Origin of the sequence: Streptomyces sp. NPDC050287, from assembly GCF_044459385.1 — a bacterium.
Taxonomy (GTDB): Bacteria; Actinomycetota; Actinomycetes; order Streptomycetales; family Streptomycetaceae; genus Streptomyces.
This window is the reverse complement of sequence record NZ_JBITIY010000017.1, coordinates 1-18,399: the sequence shown is the minus strand read 5'-3', so window position 1 is coordinate 18,399 and position 18,399 is coordinate 1. Positions and strand designations below refer to the sequence as shown.

Sequence of the window (18,399 nt, the reverse complement as noted above, 5' to 3'; positions counted from 1 at the left end):
TGTGTCCAGGTACTCCGGAGAAACCCCGGCCGGGGCCTCGCACACGTCTCGGCGCATCGTCAGCTCATGCGCACACCGCCCGAACGATCAGGCGGCAACCACGTCCACCGCTTCGGCGGGCGCCTTGATGGTCACCCGTTCCGGTGGCACACCGGCCACCGAGACAGAACCCAGCATCGGGCGAACCGGCGTGGTCACAGGCTCGCTGGGGGTGGCCGCAGCAGACCGCGCCAGCTCGGCGAGGGCAAGTTCGTCGCTCACTTCCCGCATGAGCTCGGACATCCGTACGTCCAGCGCGTCGCAGATGGCGGAGAGCAGCTCGGAGGAAGCCTCCTTCTGCCCCCGCTCCACCTCGGAGAGATAGCCGAGTGAGACTCGGGCGGACGAGGAGACTTCGCGCAGAGTACGGCCCTGGCGTTGGCGCTGCCGACGCAGCACGTCACCCAGCAGGCGACGGAGCAGAATCATCGGTGGCTCCCTCCTCGGACCGCGTAGCCGCATCCTTCTCGCCCCACCGTACCGCCTTGCGCCGCGGCCGTGCGGGGAGCGATGTCGTGTTCACTCAGGGCTGCAAACATCAAAACCCCCCGTTCCGTTCCGTATCCTGTGCCCGCTCATTCCCGGTCTGTTCGCTCGCAAGCCCCTCCAGGAGCAGTGCGAGTACGCTCCGTACACTCTCCATACGAATTTCCGCCCGGTCGCCGTTCAACCGCAACGCGGTCACTTTCTCGCCTCCGGTCGCCCCGCCGGGCGCTTCGGAATCCGCCGCGGACGGTCCGGCGACGGCCACGAAAACCGTCCCGACAGGCTTGCCGTCCTGTGGCTCGGGGCCGGCGACCCCTGTGGTCGCGATGCCCCAGTCGGCGCCGAGTGCCCTGCGCACTCCGGCCGCCATCTCCGCCGCGACCTGCGGATCCACCGCTCCACGCTCCGCCAGCAGAGTGGCGTCGACGCCCAGCAGTCGATGCTTGAGCTCGGTGGCATAGGCGGTCACCGAGCCCCGGAATGCCTGGGACGCCCCGGGTACCGCCGTGACCTCCGCCGCGACCAGACCGCCGGTGAGCGACTCGGCGACGGCGAGCGTCTCGCCCCTCACCGTCAGTAGTCGTACCACTTCGGTGGCCCCGGAACTCACCCTTCCGTCTCCTCCAACGCCGCCTTGCGCTCGGCGATTCCCTGTCGGCGCAGCACAATGGCCTGTCTCACATAGTCGAGTCCGGTCACCACGGTCAGCACGACCGCCGCCGCCATCACCCAGAACCTCAGGGTGGCCAGCCACCCCGTCAGCGCCAGGACGTACATACCGACGGCCACGCCCTGGATGAGCGTCTTCAGCTTGCCGCCCCGGCTCGCCGGGATGACGCCGTACCGGATGACCAGGAAACGCAACAGCGTGATCCCGAGTTCCCTGCCGAGGATGACCACAGTCACCCACCACGGCAGGTCACCCAGCGCTGACAGACAGATCAACGCCGCCCCCATGATCGCCTTGTCGGCGATGGGGTCGGCGATCTTCCCGAAGTCGGTGACCAGGTTGTACGTCCGCGCCAGATGGCCGTCAAACAGGTCGGTGATCATGGCGATGGCGAAGGCCGCCCAGGCGAGCGAGCGCCACGCGGGGTCGTATCCCCCGTCGGCCAGCATCAGCGCGACGAACCCGGGCACCAGGACCAGCCGGAGCATGGTCAGCAGATTGGCGATGTTCCAGACACTGGCCTGGTTGACGGCCGCGGCCGCGATCTTCCCGCCCCGCAGGGCCTTCGCGTCGGACGCACCATCGGACGCCCCGGCAGAGACCCCGGAGCCGTCCGCGGCATCAGCGGCCCCGAATTCACCTGGGCCACCCGAACCGTCAGAAGAACCGGAAGCATCAGAAGGACCGGAAACACCAGCAACACCGGAAACCCCGGAAGACCCCAGATCACCCGAAGCACCAGAAACACCGGAACCATCAGAGGGACCGGCAGCACCGGGAACACCCCCGGACACGGACGAGGTACCCGAAGCCGCCGCACCCGCACCCGCGGCCGCGCCCTTCGCGGCGGAGGAGCCACCCGCGGCGGACGCCGGTACTCCCGTCATCTGCCCGCCTCCTCACTACCCGCGAGCGAACCATCGAGCGGCTCGGCCACCAGGTCGACACCTTCCGTACCGACCACCTTCGCCTCGACGATACGGCCGACGCTGAGTCCCTTGGCGCTGGTGAGCAGCACCTGACCGTCGGTCTCGGGTGCTTGGTGTGCCCCGCGGCCGTACACACCCTCGACAGGGTCCACCGACTCCACGAGCACGCTGACTGTCTCGCCCACCCGCTCCTCGGCCCGCTGCGAGACGAGTTCCTCGGCGAGCCGGGAGACCCGGGCCAGCCGCTCGGCGACGACGTCCTCGTCCAGCTTGTTCTCGTACGTCGCCGCTTCCGTGCCCTCCTCGTCGGAGTACCCGAAGACGCCGATGGCGTCCAGCCTCGCGCCGTTCAGGAAGCGCTCGAGTTCGGCCAGGTCGGCCTCGCTCTCGCCGGGGAAGCCCACGATGAAGTTGGAGCGCACGCCGGCCTGGGGCGCCTTGCCGCGGATGGTGTCGAGCAGTTCCAGGAAGCGGTCGGTGTCGCCGAAGCGGCGCATTGCGCGCAGCACATCGGGCGCGGAGTGCTGGAAGGACAGGTCGAAGTAGGGGGCGACCTTCGGGGTCGACGTCAGCACGTCGATCAGGCCGGGCCGCATCTCGGCCGGCTGGAGGTAGCTGACGCGGACCCGCTCGATGCCGTCGACCTCGGCGAGTTCGGGCAGCAGGGACTCCAGCAGGCGGATGTCGCCCAGGTCCTTGCCGTACGACGTGTTGTTCTCGGAGACCAGCATGATCTCCTTCACGCCCTGCTCGGCCAGCCACCGCGTCTCGTTCAGCACATCGCTGGGCCGGCGTGAGATGAAGGAGCCGCGGAAGGACGGGATGGCGCAGAAGGAGCAGCGGCGGTCACAGCCCGAGGCGAGCTTCACGGACGCGACCGGGGCGCCGCCCAGACGGCGGCGCAGGGGCGCACGCGGACCGGAGGCCGGAGCGAGCCCCTCCGGCAGGTCGGCGGGGGCGGCAGCTTCCTCAGCGGCCGGCCCGTGGCCCGGCAGTGCGACGGACGCCGCCGAGTCCTGCCGCTGGGCAGGGCTGATCGGCAGCAGTTTGCGCCGGTCGCGCGGGGTGTGCGAGGCGTGGATGCCGCCGTTCAGGATGGTCTGCAGGCGGTCGGAGATGTCGGCGTAGTCGTCGAAGCCGAGTACGCCGTCCGCCTCCGGGAGGGCCTCGGCGAGGTCCTTGCCGTACCGCTCGGCCATGCAGCCCACGGCCACGACGGCCTGGGTTCTGCCGTGGCCCTTGAGGTCGTTGGCTTCCAGGAGGGCGTCGACGGAGTCCTTCTTGGCGGCGTCGACGAAGCCGCACGTGTTGACGACGGCCACGTCCGCGTCCGCGGCGTCCTCCACGAGGGCCCAGCCGTCCGCCTCCAAGCGGCCTGCGAGCTCCTCCGAGTCCACCTCGTTACGGGCGCAGCCAAGAGTGACGAGTGCGACGGTACGGCGTTCAGGCATGGGCTCAAGACTACTTCGTCCCGCTGACACCCCACGTCGACGGGGTTGGCCGATCCTGGCCGACCCCGTCCACACGCAGCCAGGTCCTCAACCGACCTGCGGGTCGCCCTTCGTATACGTGAGCCGCTCCACAGCCCCCGGCTGCCAGTCGTCATCGATCTTCTTGCCGTTCACATACAGCTGGATCGCGCCCGCGTCGCCGAGGACGAGATTGACCTTCTCGTTGTCCTGGAAGGTCTTGGACTCGCCCTGCTTGAGCAGGCCGTCGAACAGGAGGCGGCCGCTGTGGTCCTTGGCCGAGATCCAGCTCTTCCCGTCGGCGGCGCTGACCTGGACGGTCACCTTGTCCTGGGGCGCGGCGGCGATGGCGCTGTCCGACGGGTCGGGTTTCGGCTCCTCGGTCTTGTCGCTCTTCGGGGTGGGCGAGGCTTTTGTACTGGTCGAAGGCTTGGTGCCGTCGGCGACCTGCGTGTTGGTGCCCGCGTCGCTGTCGCCGCCCTTGAACGCGGTGAACCCGACGAAAGCGACCACGGCGACGATCGCGGCGACCATGGCCGCGGTCCAGTTGGGCCCGCGCCGCTCCGGACGGATCCGCTCCGCCTCGAACAGCGGTGCGGCCGGCGTCGGCGCCGGACGACCGCCGTGGTCGGCGTCGTACCGGGCGAGCAGCGGAGCGGGATCGAGGTGGACGGCCCGGGCCAGGGTCCGGATGTGCCCGCGCGCGTACACGTCTCCGCCACACGGAGCGAAGTCGTCCGCCTCGATGGCGTGCACGATGGGCAGGCGGACCCGGGTGGCGGTACTGACGTCGTCGACGGTCAGCCCGGCAGCGATACGTGCCTGCTGGAGGGCACGACCGATCGAGAGGCGATCTTCCTCACGGTCGTCTTCGAACGGACGCTCGTCTTCAGGGGAGTTGCCGAGGGACACGAGGGCGCCTTTCGAGCGTTTTAGCCGCCTGTGCTGGAGGTTCAGTCTATGGCGGGTACGAAAGGGTGGGGCAACCGGTCGGTGGGACTTTGTACGCCATCGGTATGGCCGGACACGCCGATGGCGAGGCAGCAGCCGACTGCTTCCCTCAACTTGACGTACGCCGAAGGGAAACGGTTGCTCAATGATCCCTTACGGATGGGTCACGATCGGCCACCCGCCTTGGGGCTCCCCTTAAGCCTCCCCGCGGATCACCGCGAGCACGCCGTCCAGCTCATCAGGCTTCACAAGAACATCACGAGCCTTTGAGCCTTCACTCGGCCCGACGATCCCACGGGACTCCATCAGGTCCATGAGCCGCCCTGCCTTGGCGAAGCCGACCCGCAGCTTGCGCTGGAGCATGGACGTCGACCCGAACTGTGTGGAGACGACCAGTTCGGCCGCCTGGCACAGCAGGTCCAGGTCGTCGCCGATCTCCTCGTCGATCTCCTTCTTCTGCTTGGTGCCCACGGTGACGTCGTCCCGGAAGACCGGCGCCATCTGGTCCTTGCAGTGCTGGACGACCGCCGCGACCTCCGCCTCGGTCACGAAGGCGCCCTGCATACGGGTCGGCTTGTTGGCCCCCATCGGCAGGAACAGACCGTCGCCCTTGCCGATCAGCTTCTCGGCACCGGGCTGGTCGAGGATGACCCGCGAGTCGGCGAGAGAGGAGGTGGCGAAGGCGAGCCGGGAGGGGACGTTCGCCTTGATGAGACCGGTGACGACGTCGACCGACGGCCGCTGCGTGGCGAGCACCAGGTGGATACCGGCCGCGCGGGCGAGCTGCGTGATCCGCACGATCGCGTCCTCGACGTCACGCGGGGCGACCATCATCAGGTCGGCGAGCTCGTCGACGATCACCAGCAGATACGGGTAGGGCTGGAGCTCCCGCTCGCTGCCCTCGGGCTTCTTGACGGTCCCTTCACGTACGGCGCGGTTGAAGTCGTCGATGTGCCGGTAGCCGTACGCCGCCAGGTCGTCGTAGCGCAGGTCCATTTCCCGCACGACCCACTGGAGCGCCTCGGCCGCCCGCTTCGGGTTGGTGATGATCGGCGTGATCAGGTGCGGGATGCCCTCGTAGGCGGTCAGCTCGACGCGCTTGGGGTCGACCAGGATCATCCGGACGTCCTCCGGGGTCGCCCGCATCATGACCGACGTGATGAGGCAGTTGATGCAGGACGACTTGCCGGAGCCGGTCGCACCGGCGACCAGCATGTGCGGCATCTTCGCCAGCGAGTGCATGACGTAGCCGCCCTCGACGTCCTTGCCGAACGCGACCAGCATCGGGTCGTCGTCCTCCGCGGACTCGGCCAGCCGCAGCACGTCACCGAGGTTGACCATCTCCCGGTCGGTGTTGGGGATCTCGATGCCGACGGCCGACTTGCCGGGGATCGGGCTGATGATCCGCACGTCCGGACTGGCGACGGCATACGCGATGTTCTTGGCGAGGGCGGTGATCCGCTCGACCTTCACGGCGGGGCCGAGCTCCACCTCGTAGCGCGTGACCGTCGGCCCGCGCGTGAAGCCGGTGACGGCCGCGTCGACCTTGAACTCGGTGAAGACGTTGGTGAGCGAGGCGACCACGGCGTCGTTGGCGGCGCTGCGCGCCTTGCCGGGCCCCCCGCGCGTGAGGAGGTCGAGCGCGGGGAGCGCGTACGTGATGTCGCCGGACAGCTGGAGCTGCTCGGCACGCGGCGGCAGTTCACGGGGCGCGCTGGGCGGCGCCTTGGTGAGGTCGCGGACCTCGCCCTTGCGTGGCGTGTCGAGCTTCTCCTGCTTGGGCCGCGCGGCCGGCGCCGGTACGGGGGTCGGCGTCGGCGTGCCCTCCTCGCGGTCCCCCACGCTCACCCCCTGGGTGAGGTCGGCGACGATCGGCGAGGGCGGCATACCGTGCAGCACGGCTCCGTCGAGCGCGGCGGCGGCGGCCGCGGCGACGTCCACGGCGTCCAGGGAGCGGCCCAGGTCGGGCTGTGGCACGGCGGAGCGCCTGGGGCGTCCACGGCGCTTGGAGAGGGCCTCCTGCTCCGCGCTGTCGGGGTCGTACGCCGCCGGGGCGGGAGTGCGCCTGGGGTTGCGGGCGGGCACCGCGTCACGCCACTGGTCGTCGTACCGCTCGTCGTCCTCGGTGAGTTCGTCCTGGACGGGCTCGTGGACGATGCCGAGCTTCACGCCGAGCAGCCGCAGCCGCTGCGGGATGGCGTTGACCGGGGTCGCGGTGACGACGAGCAGCCCGAACACCGTGAGCAGCACCAGCAGCGGTACGGCGAGGACCTCGCCCATGGTGTACGTCAGCGGAGTGGCCGCGCCCCAGCCGATGAGGCCGCCCGCGTCCCTTATCGCCTGCATGCCGTCGCTGCGTGCGGGCGAGCCGCAGGCGATGTGGACCTGGCCGAGCACGCCGATGACGAGCGCGGACAGACCGATCACGATCCGCCCGTTGGCCTCGGGCTGCTCGGGGTGACGGATGAACCGTACGGCGATGAGCGCGAGCAGTATCGGCACGAGCAGGTCGAGCCGGCCGAATGCACCGGTCACCAGCATCTCGACGAGATCCCCGACGGGCCCGCGCAGGTTGGACCAGGTGCCGGCGGCGACGATCAGGGCGAGGGCGAGCAGCAGCAACGCGATGCCGTCCTTGCGGTGAGCCGGGTCGAGGTTCTTCGCGCCCTGTCCTATGCCGCGGAACACCGCGCCGACGGCGTGCGCGAGGCCCAGCCAGAGGGCGCGGACGAGCCGGTAGACGCCCCCGGTCGGGCTGGGCGCCGGCTTCGGAGGTGCGGCTTTCCTCGCCGCGGCCTTCTTGGCGGGCGCCTTCTTCGCGGGTGCCCTTTTCGCGGCGGCCTTCTTCGCCCCAGCCTTCGCCGGAGCGGCCGCCTTCTTGGCGGGCTTCTTGGCTGCGGAGGGACGTGAGGCCATAGGTGTGAGGTTACCGGTGGAGACGACGGTGGACACGCGTGCCCGATGCTTCACCCGTTCGTGTCGCCGTTGACGAGGCGCGGGATTGACGCCGACTCAATCGAGGCCGCCCAAGCCGGGAGAGGGTGGGCGCGGGCACTGCGCCGACGCCGGGCTGCGCGGCCCACCTCGTAGCGAAGGGCCGCGCCCACACAACACACCCCCGCCGGGGGTCAGTTCTGCGAGGGCACCGAATTCGTGCTCCCGGTCCCCGGCTCCAGCGCGTCGAGCGCCCGCCGCAACCCGGTGAGTTTGCGTTCGAGATGAGCTGCCGTGGCCACCGCCGCCGCATCCGCCGACTCGTCGTCGAGCTGCTTGGACAGCGCCTCGGCCTGTTCCTCGACCGCCGCGAGCCGCGCGGAGAGCTCGGCGAGCAGCCCCGCCGGCTCCTTGGCCTCGCCGACCGCGGCCTTGTCACCGCCACCGCCCTCCAACTGGAGCCGCAGCAGCGCCGCCTGCTCTCGCAGCTGGCAGTTCTTCATGTAGAGCTCGACGAAGACGGAGACCTTGGCGCGCAGCACCCAGGGGTCGAACGGCTTGGAGATGTAGTCGACCGCTCCTGCCGCGTACCCGCGGAAGGTGTGGTGCGGTCCGTGGTTGATGGCGGTGAGGAAGATGATCGGGATGTCCCGGGTCCTCTCCCGCCGTTTGATGTGCGCGGCCGTTTCGAATCCGTCCATGCCCGGCATCTGGACGTCCAGCAGAATGACCGCGAAGTCGTCCGTGAGCAGTGCTTTGAGCGCTTCCTCCCCGGACGATGCCCGCACCAGCGTCTGATCGAGCGCAGAGAGGATGGCCTCCAGCGCCAGCAGATTCTCCGGCCGGTCATCGACCAGGAGGATCTTGGCCTTCTGCACCATGGCCCGCCCTCCTCGCCCCGGCGTGGGGCCTCCCCTGTCCGCAGGACTCGGGGTGACGCCGACCGACGTCGCCCCGGGGGACGACTCCCTTGCGCCGCCCGTCCCTGTGCCGGTCATCGTAGCCGCACCCCGCCCGTCGCCACACCCTGTCACCGCGATGTCACTGTGCACATAGCAGAAACGCGGCGAGAGACCAGAAGGTTCCCCGGATCCCGTACTTCTACACGACATCGGCCACCCGAAGTCAGCGACTCCGGGCGCCTGCCGAAGGTTCCCGCCACATGGTCACGAAGCCCGAACATACTCCGACCGTTCCCGTCACTCCCCACGCATCCACTGCTCCATCACGGCCAGCAGGTGATCGGGGTCTACGGGCTTGGTGACGTAGTCGGAGGCGCCCGACTCGATCGCCTTCTCCCGGTCGCCCTTCATCGCCTTGGCGGTCAGCGCGATGATCGGCAGCCCGGCGAACTGCGGCATCCTGCGGATCGCCGTGGTCGTCGCGTACCCGTCCATCTCCGGCATCATGATGTCCATCAGCACGACCGCCACGTCCTCGTGCTGCTCCAGCACCTCGATGCCCTCGCGGCCGTTCTCGGCGTACAGCACGGACAGTCCGTGCTGCTCCAGGACGCTGGTCAGCGCGAAGACGTTGCGGATGTCGTCGTCGACGATCAGCACCTTCTCCCCGCCGAACCGGATGCCGCGCCGCGGCTGCTCGGGCGCGCTCTCCTGCTCCGTGGCCGTCGGCCAGCCCTCCTGCTGCGCGTGCCGCTGTTCGATCTCCGGTACCGGCCTGCGACGGCGCCGGAAGAGCGCGGCCGGACCGTTCTGTGTCTCCCGGTACGACTTCACCTCGGCCGGCGTCTCGATCTCCGCGTCGGACAGCTCGGACGACTCCGGCAGCCCTGAGGCGGACGCCACCAGCTCGCCGACCTCCAGCGGGGGCGCGAGCTGCTGGTAGCCCTGGGGCGGCAGCTCGCTGGGGTGCAGCGGCAGATACAGCGTGAACGTGGATCCACGCCCCGGCTCGCTCTGCGCGTGGATCTCACCGCCGAGCAGCTGGGCGATCTCCCGCGAGATCGACAGCCCGAGGCCGGTACCGCCGTACTTGCGACTGGTCGTGCCGTCCGCCTGCTTGAACGCCTCGAAGATCACCCGCATCTTGCTGGCCGCGATACCGATGCCGGTGTCGGTCACCGAGAAAGCGATCAGGTCGGCGCCCGGGTCGCGCAGCGAACCGGTCTCCAGGAGCTGCTCGCGGATCCCCCTCGGCACATCCCGGCCGACCGGCCGGATGACCAGCTCGACGGCGCCCGAGTCGGTGAACTTCACCGCGTTGGACAGCAGGTTGCGCAGCACCTGAAGGAGCCGCTGTTCGTCGGTGTGCAGCGTGGCGGGCAGCTCCGGCGACACCCGCACGGACAGATCGAGGCCCTTCTCCGCGGTCAGCGGCCGGAAGGTGGCCTCCACGTAGTCGACGAGCTGGACGAGCGCGATCCGCGTCGGGGACACGTCCATCTTGCCCGCCTCGACCTTCGACAGGTCCAGGATGTCGTTGATCAGCTGGAGCAGGTCGGAGCCGGCCCCGTGGATCGTCTCGGCGAACTCGACCTGCTTCGGGGAGAGGTTCCCCTCCGCGTTGTCGGCGAGCAGTTTGGCCAGGATCAGCAGCGAGTTGAGCGGCGTCCGCAGCTCGTGCGACATGTTGGCGAGGAACTCGCTCTTGTAGCGCATCGACACCGCGAGTTGCTCGGCACGCTCCTCCAGGACCTGCCGCGCCTCCTCGATCTCGGTGTTCTTCACCTCGATGTCGCGGTTCTGCTGGGCCAGCAGCTCGGCCTTCTCCTCCAGTTCGGCGTTGGACGCCTGGAGGGCCTTCTGCCGGTTCTCCAGCTCGGCCGACCGCTCACGGAGTTGCTCGGTGAGTTCCTGCGACTGCTTCAGCAACACCTCCGTCTTCGTGTTGACGGAGATGGTGTTGACACTGGTCGCGATCATCTCGGCGATCTGGTTGAGGAAATCCTTCTGGATCTGTGTGAAGGGAGTGAAGGACGCCAGCTCGATGACGCCGAGCACCTTGCCCTCGAACAGCACCGGAAGGACGATCACCTGCGCGGGCGGCGCCTCTCCGAGCCCGGAGGAAATCTTGAGATAGCCGCTGGGCGCGTTCTCCACGAGGATCGTGCGCTTCTCCTGGGCGGCCGTCCCGATGAGTGCCTCACCCGGCCGGAACGACGTCGGCATGGAACCCATCGAGTAGCCGTACGACCCCAGCATCCGCAGCTCGTACCGGTCGTCCTCCTCGGTGCTCAGGTCCTTGCCGTCGAGGAGCGGCATGGCGACGAAGAACGCGCCGTGCTGCGCGGTCACCACCGGCGTCAGCTCGCTCATGATCAGCGAGGCCACGTCCGCCAGGTCGCGCCGGCCCTGCATCAGGGCGGAGATGCGGGCGAGGTTGCCCTTGAGCCAGTCCTGCTCCTTGTTGGCGATCGTGGTGTCGCGCAGGTTGGCGATCATCTTGTTGATGTAGTCCTGGAGTTCCTGGATCTCCCCGGACGCGTCCACGTCGATCTTCAGGTTCAGGTCACCACGGGTCACCGCGGTCGCCACGCGCGCGATGGCACGCACCTGCCGGGTCAGGTTGCCGGCCATCTCGTTCACCGACTCGGTGAGGTCGCGCCAGGTGCCGTCGACGTCCCGCACGCGTGCCTGACCGCCCAGCTGGCCCTCCGTACCCACCTCCCGGGCGACCCGGGTGACCTCCTCGGCGAACGAGGACAGCTGGTCGACCATCGTGTTGATCGTCGTCTTCAGCTCGAGGATCTCCCCGCGCGCGTCGATGTCGATCTTCTTCGTCAGGTCGCCCTTGGCGATGGCCGTGGTCACCATGGCGATGTTGCGCACCTGACCGGTCAGGTTGGACGCCATCTGGTTCACCGACTCGGTGAGGTCCTTCCACGTACCGGCCACCCCCGGCACCCGCGCCTGCCCGCCCAGGATTCCGTCCGTACCCACCTCGCGGGCCACCTTGGTGACCTGGTCGGCGAACGAACTCAGCGTCTTGACCATGGTGTTGAAGGTGTCGGCGAGCTGCGCGACCTCGCCGCGCGCCTCGATCGTCACCGTACGCGTCAGGTCACCGTTGGCGACCGCCGCCGCGACCTGGGAGATGTTGCGCACCTGCATGGTCAGGTTGTTGGCCATCAGGTTCACGTTGTCGCTGAGGTCCTTCCAGATGCCCGTGACACCCGGCACCCGCGCCTGACCGCCCAGCTGACCCTCGGTGCCCACCTCGCGGGCCACCCGGGTCACCTGCTCGGCGAAGGACGACAGCTGGTCGACCATCGTGTTGACGGTGGTGACGAGTTCGAGGATCTCGCCCTTCGCGTCGACGGTGATCTTCTTCGACAGGTCGCCCTTGGCGACCGCGGTCGTGACCTCGGCGATGTTGCGCACCTGGATGGTCAGGTTGTTCGCCATGAAGTTCACGGACTGCGTGAGGTCCTTCCAGGTGCCGGAGACACCCTGCACCTCGGCCTGACCGCCGAGGATGCCCTCCGTACCCACCTCACGGGCCACCCGGGTGACCTCTTCGGCGAAGGACGACAGCTGGTCCACCATTGTGTTCAGGGTGTTCTTCAGCTCCAGGATCTCCCCGCGCGCGTCCACGGTGATCTTCTGGGACAGGTCACCCCGGGCCACCGCGGTGGCCACCTGGGCGATGTTGCGGACCTGGCCGGTCAGGTTGGACGCCATGCCGTTCACGGAGTCCGTCAGGTCCCGCCACACACCGGCGACGCCGGGCACCTGGGCCTGCCCGCCCAGGCGGCCCTCCGTACCCACCTCACGGGCCACCCGGGTCACCTGGTCGGCGAAGGCGGAGAGCTGGTCCACCATCGTGTTGATGGTGTTCTTCAGCTCCAGGATCTCGCCGCGCGCGTCGACGTCGATCTTCTGGGACAGGTCACCCCGGGCCACCGCGGTCGTCACCTGGGCGATCTGCCGCACCTGAGAGGTGAGGTTGCCGCCCATGAAGTTGACGGAGTCGGTGAGCTCCTTCCACGTACCGGACACTCCCGGCACCACCGCCTGGCCTCCCAGCCGGCCCTCGGTGCCCACGTCCCGGGCCATCCGCGTCACCTGGTCGGCGAAGGCGGAGAGCTGGTCCACCATCGTGTTCACGGTGTTCTTCAGCTGGAGCATCTCGCCGGAGACGTCCACCGTGACCTTCTGCGAGAGGTCACCGTTGGCCACCGCGGTCGTGACCTGGGCGATGTTCCTCACCTGTCCGGTGAGATTCCGGAACGCGGTGTTGACGGAGTCCGTCAGGTCCTTCCACGTACCGGCGGCCCCCGGCACCTGGGCCTGTCCGCCGAGCTCACCCTCGACGCCGACCTCGCGCGCCACCCGCGTGACCTCGGCACCGAACGCGGAGAGCTGGTCCACCATCCCGTTGACGGTGTTCTTCAGCTCCAGCATCTCGCCGGCGACGTCGACCGTGACCTTCTGCGACAGATCACCGTTGGCGACGGCCGTCGTCACGGCGGCGATGTCCCGCACCTGGGTGGTGAGGTTCCGGAAGACTGTGTTGACGGAGTCCGTCAGGTCCTTCCAGGTCCCCGCCGCACCCGGCACGTTCGCCTGTCCGCCGAGCTGCCCCTCGGCTCCGACCTCGTTGGCCACGCGAGTGACCTCGTCCGCGAAGATCCGCAGCGTCTCGGTCATCTGGTTGATCGTGTCGGCGAGCTGGGCGACCTCACCGCGCGCCGACACCGTCACCTTCTGCGACAGGTCGCCGCTGGCCACCGCGGTGGTCACCTGGGCGATTCCGCGCACCTGGGCCGTCAGGTTGCCGGCCATGAGGTTCACCGAATCGGTGAGGTCCTTCCACACACCCGCCACACCGGGCACCTGCGCCTGGCCGCCCAGCTCGCCCTCGACACCCACCTCGCGGGCGACGCGCGTCACCTCGGAGGAGAAGGACGAGAGCTGGTCCACCATCGTGTTGACGGTGTTCTTCAGCTCCAGCATCTCGCCTTCGACGTGAACCGTGACCTTCCGGGACAAGTCGCCCTTGGCCACCGCCGTCGTCACCAGCGCGATGTCCCGCACCTGCGCCGTCAGCCGGTACGCCATCGTGTTGACGGACTCGGTGAGGTCCTTCCACGAACCGGACATGCCCCGCACGCGTGCCTGTCCGCCCAGCTTGCCCTCGGTGCCCACCTCGCTGGCCACCCGCGTGACCTCGTCGGTGAACGTCGACAGCTGGTCGACCAGGTTGTTGACGGTCCGCCCGACCCGCAGGAACTCCCCGCGCAGCGGATGCCCGCCCCCGTCCGGCGCCTGCGTCCGCAGCTCCATACGGGGCGACAGATCACCCTCCGCCACCGCCGACAGCACCCGGCCGACCTCGGAGACGGGCCGTACGAGATCGTCCACAAGGGCGTTCGAATTGTCGATCGCAGTAGCCCAGGAACCCTCACAGGCGCCCGTTTCCAGCCGTTCTGTGAGCTTTCCCTCGCGGCCCACCATTCGCCGCACGCGCGACAGCTCACCCGTCAAATGGAGATTCCGCTCGGCCACCTCGTTGAAAACCGCGGCAATCTCCGACACCACGCCGTCGCCGGACACCGTGAGCCGCTTCCGGAAGTTCCCGTCGCGCATCGAGACGAGCGCCACCAGCAATCGGTCCAGGGCAGCCGTGTCCACCGCGGTGGTCCCTCCCCGCGGCTTGCGCTGATTACTCGGGGACTGTCCGCCTTTCGCGCGCGTCTTAGTGCCCCGCGTCGCTGCGCCAGACTCCACTGTGTCCCTCCCGCAGGGGTCGACCGTTACTGCTGTGGTCCGGTACTACTGCTCGGCGTACCAGTTACTGCTGGGTATGCACGTCCGCTGTATCAAGGCCGCACCAGGGGCTGCTGCCCACCACATGCAAACCCCACTCAGCCTGCCGGTACCTTCACCGGAAGCTTGCCCAGTGTTTCACCCCGGCTGAACCAGGCCATAACAGTTCGGCAGCTTCGCACATCGTCCGCACACCCTCCGGACGGAAACACTGCAGACCGGCATCCGGACGGACGGGGAAGGTAAGTAACCTTGCATGCGGCTGTCCAGCCACGCCGGTCCGTCCGGCCTGGGCGGTGGCACGAGAACGAGCGGGCATCGGAGGGCGGCCGCACACATGACCACCGGACTGATCCCGGGGGGACAGACCCCGGACCCCCGGCCGACGGACGCTCTGCCGCAGCAGCGGCACGAGCCGACCGGCCAGGCAGCCCTGCACGCCGACAACAGGCCGAGGAGTTCAGTGATCACCGCGCGCGCGGCCGCCAGCTTCGAGCCCGTCGGGCGATCGGTCGCGAGCGCCCGCGCCTTCGTCCGCGACACCCTCCAGGGTTGGGGCTTCGCCGACATCGTCGACGACGCCGTCGTACTCACCAGCGAACTGGTGACCAACGCGGTGGTGCACGCGGGTACCTCCGCGGACGTCCTGTGCCTGCGCACGGACGACGGCGTACGGGTCGAGGTGGCCGACCGCTACCCGGAGCGCGAGATCCCCCTTCAGGGCCAGGCCGTCAACATGGGCAACCTGGACCGCGAGGGCGGCCGCGGCCTCCAGCTCTGCGCGGCCCTCGCCGCCCGCTGGGGCGTGGACTACACGCCCACCCACAAACAGGTCTGGTTCCAACTCGACCTCCCGGAACGCCCGGTGGGCACCCGCGCCGCGGGGCCGGCTCTCCCCGCCGACCTCCTCCCGCTCGCCGACGGCCGCGTCCGCGTCGCCGTCGTCCAGATCGACCGCACCGGCGCCGTCACGTCCTGGAACGAGGACGGCGAGGAACTCTTCGGCTACTCCGCCGAACAGGTCATCGGCAAGCCCCTGACCGACCTCGCCGCCTGGCCGCACACTCCCGGCACCAGCACCGGCGTCGCAGAGGCCCTCCAACTCTCCCGCTGGGAAGGCAGTTACGGCATCAGGGGCGCCAGCGGGCGCGTCATCTCCGTGTACGCCTCCCACCTCCGCGTCCGCGACACCGGCGGCGAGCCCTCCACCGTCTGCCTCCTCGTACGGGACCACGAACGAGCCGTGCTGCAGACCCCGCTGCGGGTACCGGCCTCGGACACGTCCACCTCCTCCGACGGCCAGAGCACCGACCCGTTCGAGGTGTTCATCGGCTCCCCGGCCCCGGACGACCTCGACGGCCTCCTCCAGCGCACGGTGGAACGCGCCCGCGACATGCTCGACGCCGACTCCGCCTTCCTCCTCCTGGCGACCGACGACGAAACAGAGTTGGAGGTCCGCGCCTCCACCGGCCTGCCCTCCGCCCGCCAGCGCTTCGCCCGCGTCCCCGTCGAGGCCGGCCCCGGCCGCTACGGCTCGGCCCGCATGCCGGCCGTCCACGACGACCTCACGGCCGTACCGGGCGCCGTGCCGCTGCTGAGCGGCACCGGCATGCGCTCGGTCGTCACGGTCCCGCTCAAGGTCGAGGGCCGCCTCACGGGCTCCCTCGGTGTGGCGGCGGAATCTCCGGGCAGATACTCCAACGAAGAGGCCCTACGCCTCCAGTTCGCCGCGGACCGCATCGCGTTGGCGGTGGAGTCCGCCCGCCTCGGCGAGCTCGAACGCCTGCGCAGGGGTTCCCTCAGCTTCCTCGTCGAAGCCTCCGACCTCCTGGCCGGCACCCTGGACCGCGACCAGACCCTCGCCCTCATGGCCCAGATGACGGTTCCGACCCTCGCCACCTGGTGCGCGGTCTACACGATCGCCGACCAGGCCTCCGAGCCGTACCTCTCGTACGTCCTGCACGAGGACGAGGAACTGATCGACGGCATCAAGTCCCTCCTCTCCAAGGTTCCGCCGCCCGACCCGGTGCCCACCCCTGGCGCCCGCGTCTGGTCGGCCCCCGGCGAGGCGGCCCACCAGGCGGCCTTGCGCAGCTCCATGCGCAGCCTGGGCCTCAGCGGCGGCCCGACCCACCAGATCGCCTCGGGTATCGGCCCCACGCTCGCCACCGCGTCGGCGGTGGGCGGCGAAACTGTGGTGCTCCCCCTGGTGGCCCGCAACCGCGTCATCGGCATGCTGACGCTCGGCAAGCCCACCGACGAACACTTCCGCCAGGAAATCCTGGAACTGGCCGAGGACTTGAGCCGCCGAGCCGCCCTCGCCCTCGACAACGCCCGCCTCTACTCCGAGCGCACGGCCATCAGCCAGTCCCTCCAGCGCAGCCTGCTGCCGCCCGAACTCCCCGAGATCGACGGCGTCGAGGTCGAGGTCATCTACCGCGCGGCAGGCGAGGGCAACGAGGTCGGCGGCGACTTCTACGACCTCTTCCCCATCCGCGACGGTGCCTACGGCTTCGCCATCGGCGACGTTTGCGGCACGGGTCCGAACGCCGCCGCGGTCACCGGCCTGGCCCGCCACGCGCTGAGGCTGCTGGCCCGCGAGGGCCTGAGCGGCCCGGCGGTCCTGGAACGCCTGAACTCCGCGATCCTCGACGAGGGCGCCCGCAGCCGCTTCCTGACGCTCCTGTACGGCGAGTTGTGGCCCCAGGAGGACGGCAGCGCCCAGCTGAAGGTGGTCTGCGCCGGCCACCCCCTCCCGCTGCGCCTCCGCCAGGACGGCACGGTCGAACCGGCCGCCGAACCCCAGCCGCTCCTCGGCGTCATGGAGGACCTCGAACTGTACGAGCAGACGGTCACCCTCGATCCCGGCGACGTCCTTCTCTGTGTCACCGACGGCGTCACCGAACGCCGCGAGGGCACCCGCATGCTGGGCGACGACGGCCTCGCCGATGTCCTCACGACCTGCACGGGCCTGACGGCCGGCGCGGTCGCGGCCCGCATCATGCGCGCGGTGGAACGCTTCGCGTCGGACGCCCCGTCCGACGACATGGCGATCCTCGCGATGCGCGTCCCCGGCCTCCACAAGGACTGACCAGAACCGTCGAGAACCGTGGAGGACATGCGAAAGGCCCCCGCCTGAAAAGGCGAGGGCCTTTAGTACTGGAGCCCCCAAACGGAATCGAACCGTTGACCTTCTCCTTACCATGGAGACGCTCTACCGACTGAGCTATAGGGGCCGGTCGCCTTTTTGAGGTTTCCCCCGCGGCAACGGAATAGATCATACCCCGAACACACCCTTGTCCCCAACCGCGCTCACCGAGGGAACGAACCCTCAGAAAGCAGGCTCCAGCAGCCCCCCGAGGGCATTGCACGCACCCACGGTCCGCTGCATGTCCCGCTTGGTCAACGAGGCGTCCACCGGCAGCGCCAGCGTCTCGTCGGCGGCCCGCTCGGTCTCCGGCAGCGACACGCACCGCCGGTACTCCGGCAACCGGTGCACGGGCGTCTTGACGGGCACCCAGCACTCGACGCCCCGGGCCCGCACGGCCCTGGCGAACGCGTCCCGGTCCGGCCGGCCGTTCCCCGGTACCCGTACGACGTACTGCTGATAGGTGTGGCCGACGCCTGCTTCGGGCGTCCGCACACCCCGCAACTTCATGTCGAGATAGGCGGCCCGCTGCCTGCGCTGAGCGACCTCGTCATACGGCGCCTCGGACTCGCCCTCCTGCAACACCAGCAGCCCGTGCCGTTCCCCGACCCCGAGCAGTCGGACCATGTCGGCCGGCCGCCCGAAGCGGTGGACGACGACAACAGCCGCCGTTCGCGGAGTCACGGCCGCCTCGACAGCGGCCACGTCGAGACAGTAGGTGAGCGGGTCTATGTCGGCGAACACCGGAAGCGCCCCGGCCAGCACGACGGCCTCGGCAACCTCCACGTTCCCGAAGGCCGGTACGACGACCTCGTCACCGACACCTACGCCGGCGGCCCTGAGCATTGCAGCAGTACCCATGCCTTGGATGCTGGTTGCGCAACGTGAACTTCAAGTGACGCTGAACAAAAAAGGGTTGGTCCCGGAACCGAAGTTCAGGGCCCAACCCTTTGAATGATTGTTCGGCGGCGTCCTACTCTCCCACAGGGTCCCCCCTGCAGTACCATCGGCGCTGTAAGGCTTAGCTTCCGGGTTCGAAATGTGA

Annotated in this window: 10 protein-coding genes, 1 tRNA gene and 1 rRNA gene; 1 reads left to right on the top strand and 11 read right to left on the bottom strand. The window is 69.2% G+C overall.

Annotation, left to right across the window (positions count from 1 at the left end; genetic code table 11):
* Nucleotides 1-87 precede the first annotated feature (87 nt).
* The 8 genes from ACIBK3_RS39875 to ACIBK3_RS39840 all read right to left on the bottom strand — a co-directional run bounded on the left by ACIBK3_RS39875 (nt 88) and on the right by ACIBK3_RS39840 (nt 14,167).
* A complete protein-coding gene (locus ACIBK3_RS39875) occupies nt 88-468 on the bottom strand; it encodes a helix-turn-helix transcriptional regulator (protein ID WP_030683643.1) in 381 nt (126 codons plus the stop codon).
* Nucleotides 469-577: 109 nt separating this feature from the next.
* Nucleotides 578-1,135, bottom strand: a complete 558-nt coding sequence (locus tag ACIBK3_RS39870) for a CinA family protein (RefSeq protein ID WP_399372917.1) — start codon at nt 1,133-1,135, stop codon at nt 578-580.
* Entirely contained in the window at nt 1,132-2,082 is a 951-nt protein-coding gene (gene pgsA / locus ACIBK3_RS39865) for a CDP-diacylglycerol--glycerol-3-phosphate 3-phosphatidyltransferase (protein ID WP_399372916.1), read from the bottom strand. Before pgsA ends, ACIBK3_RS39870 begins: the two co-directional genes overlap by 4 nt.
* Nucleotides 2,079-3,575, bottom strand: coding sequence for a 30S ribosomal protein S12 methylthiotransferase RimO (rimO, locus tag ACIBK3_RS39860; protein ID WP_399372914.1), 1,497 nt, complete (start codon nt 3,573-3,575; stop codon nt 2,079-2,081). The genes pgsA and rimO overlap by 4 nt, the downstream gene beginning before the upstream one ends.
* 87 nt (nt 3,576-3,662) lie before the next feature.
* Entirely contained in the window at nt 3,663-4,505 is an 843-nt protein-coding gene (locus ACIBK3_RS39855) for a helix-turn-helix domain-containing protein (protein ID WP_399372912.1), read from the bottom strand.
* Between the two features lie 234 nt (nt 4,506-4,739).
* Nucleotides 4,740-7,460: a DNA translocase FtsK gene (locus ACIBK3_RS39850; RefSeq protein ID WP_399372910.1), complete on the bottom strand. Its 2,721-nt coding sequence runs from the start codon at nt 7,458-7,460 to the stop codon at nt 4,740-4,742.
* A gap of 212 nt (nt 7,461-7,672) precedes the next feature.
* Nucleotides 7,673-8,359: a two-component system response regulator gene (locus ACIBK3_RS39845; protein ID WP_399372908.1), complete on the bottom strand. Its 687-nt coding sequence runs from the start codon at nt 8,357-8,359 to the stop codon at nt 7,673-7,675.
* A gap of 318 nt (nt 8,360-8,677) precedes the next feature.
* The gene (locus ACIBK3_RS39840; RefSeq protein WP_399372906.1) at nt 8,678-14,167 is read right to left on the bottom strand and encodes a HAMP domain-containing protein; all 5,490 of its coding nucleotides are present in this window, start codon (nt 14,165-14,167) and stop codon (nt 8,678-8,680) included.
* Nucleotides 14,168-14,543: 376 nt separating this feature from the next.
* Between ACIBK3_RS39840 and ACIBK3_RS39835 the strand changes: the two genes are divergently transcribed.
* Nucleotides 14,544-17,297 (top strand): SpoIIE family protein phosphatase, encoded by a 2,754-nt coding sequence (locus tag ACIBK3_RS39835; RefSeq protein ID WP_399372904.1) that lies wholly within the window; start codon nt 14,544-14,546, stop codon nt 17,295-17,297.
* A 69-nt stretch (nt 17,298-17,366) separates the two neighbouring features.
* Here ACIBK3_RS39835 and ACIBK3_RS39830 read toward each other — a convergent pair.
* The 3 genes from ACIBK3_RS39830 to rrf form a co-directional block, all read right to left on the bottom strand.
* Nucleotides 17,367-17,442, bottom strand: a tRNA-Thr gene (locus tag ACIBK3_RS39830).
* 95 nt (nt 17,443-17,537) lie between these two features.
* Nucleotides 17,538-18,200, bottom strand: coding sequence for a DegT/DnrJ/EryC1/StrS family aminotransferase (locus ACIBK3_RS39825; RefSeq protein ID WP_399373065.1), 663 nt, complete (start codon nt 18,198-18,200; stop codon nt 17,538-17,540).
* Between the two features lie 114 nt (nt 18,201-18,314).
* Nucleotides 18,315-18,399, bottom strand: a 5S ribosomal RNA gene (gene rrf / locus ACIBK3_RS39820); the annotation flags it as partial.